Origin of the sequence: Bradyrhizobium sp. Mp27, assembly GCF_029953005.1 — a bacterium.
In the GTDB taxonomy this organism is placed as follows: Bacteria; Pseudomonadota; Alphaproteobacteria; order Rhizobiales; family Xanthobacteraceae; genus Bradyrhizobium; species Bradyrhizobium barranii.
In genome coordinates this window covers 1-1,422 of sequence record NZ_JASAUS010000491.1, presented here as the reverse complement: position 1 = coordinate 1,422, position 1,422 = coordinate 1, and the positions used below count along the sequence as shown (strand labels likewise).

At 61.7% G+C, this 1,422-nt stretch carries 2 protein-coding genes and 2 pseudogenes; all 4 read left to right on the top strand.

Annotation, left to right across the window (positions count from 1 at the left end):
- Nucleotides 1-464: pseudogene (locus QJT78_RS51245) on the top strand (AAA family ATPase); the annotation flags it as partial.
- A 179-nt stretch (nt 465-643) separates the two neighbouring features.
- The gene (locus QJT78_RS51240; RefSeq protein WP_249152444.1) at nt 644-922 is read left to right on the top strand and encodes a hypothetical protein; all 279 of its coding nucleotides are present in this window, start codon (nt 644-646) and stop codon (nt 920-922) included.
- On the top strand, nt 882-1,106 hold the full coding sequence (locus QJT78_RS51235) for a reverse transcriptase domain-containing protein (RefSeq protein ID WP_309248347.1): 225 nt from the start codon (nt 882-884) through the stop codon (nt 1,104-1,106). Before QJT78_RS51240 ends, QJT78_RS51235 begins: the two co-directional genes overlap by 41 nt.
- A 95-nt stretch (nt 1,107-1,201) precedes the next feature.
- Nucleotides 1,202-1,422: pseudogene (locus tag QJT78_RS51230) on the top strand (transposase); the annotation flags it as partial.

The window sequence follows — 1,422 nt, the reverse complement described above, 5'->3', positions numbered from 1 at the left end:
GTCTCGGTCATGGCGTATCGCTCTCCTCGAGAGGTTCTGGCAGGCTCGTCACCCGCCTCGATACGCCGCCTTCCTCACACCGTCATCACCCAGATTCCGCCATAGCTCGCGTCGGTTCGTCGCGCCTATTCACCGCCGCGCTGCAGGATTACGCCAGAGCAAAGGCGTCGGTGGCTCTCATTGACGAGATTGAACACGGCCTGGAGCCGCACCGCATATCCAGGCTGCTGCGGGAGTTGAAGAAGGAGAACGTCGAACCGCTGGAGATCATTGACAGCTGTTTCTCGAACCAACGCGGCTACCATGAGCAGCGAGTGCTCCTTGCGCGCGACCAACCGGATGTCCGGCGACGAGCCGCGCACCATGGCTTCGATGGCGGAAAGCTGTTCGATGTGCCGAACGGCGGCCTCGGCGATCGGCGATTTGCTATTGCGGGCCAACTTGAAAAAGCGTCGGCGCAGTGACTCCAGCAATGCACGAGCCTCCATGGCCCTTGCCGTCGAGCGACTTCGGTCAGGTCCATAACCCTCATAGGCATCGCATTGCAGGAAGCGTCCGCTGAAGCCATCCAGGAACTTCTCACCGAAGGCACCGCTGCGACGGGGGCATATCGGAACAGCACGATCGGCGGACTTGGGCCGCTGTGGCCGCGGTCATCGGAGACAACCGCCCAGAAGTAGCCTTTCTTGGTTTGGCCGCGCCCGGGATCGAGCACCGGCGCCGTGGTTTCGTCCATGAACAGGCGATCCGCCATGGCCAGGCGGCGGCGCATGTGGTCCGCGATCGGTTGAAGATGGAAGCAGGCGCGGCCGGACCAGTTGCCCAGTGTCGCCCGATCAAGCCGGATTCCCTGACGCACATAGATCTCGGCCTGACGGTAAATGCAAAGGTGGCTGGAAGCGCCCGCGAGCATGCCGGATGAAAGCTTAGTCAAGCGCACAAGAGGAACTGCGCAGGGGGCCGTCATCAGCCCGCTGTTGGCGAATCTCTTTCTTCATTATGCGTTCGGTTTGTGGATGAGCCGAGAATATCGGGGTGTCCCATTTGAACGATATGCTGATGATGCCATCGGCCATTGCCGAAGCGGAGGCGCGTGGCTTGTGTAGGGCGCTGGAAGCTAGGTTTGCGGAATGCGGACTACCGCTGCATCCGGAAAAGACCAAGATCGTGTATTGCAAAGATGCCAATCGCTCCGGCGCTTAGCGTCGCCACGCCATCGACGCTGGCGCTGGTGCTCGCCAACAAATACGTCGACGGCACGCCGCTGTACCGTGTGGCGGACGCGCTAGGCCGCGCCGACGTCAGCATCAGCCGCGGGACGCTGGGCAACTGGGTGATCCGGGCGAGCGAGTTGCATCTGCATCCGGTCTATGACGTGCTACAGCAAAAGCTCAGGTCGGCTCCGTCAGCCAGATCCAAGCA

Coding starts and splice junctions, on each gene's coding strand:
- QJT78_RS51235 (WP_309248347.1), top strand. CDS start 882: ATGCAAAGGTGGCTGGAAGCGCCCGCGAGCATGCCGGATGAAAGCTTA.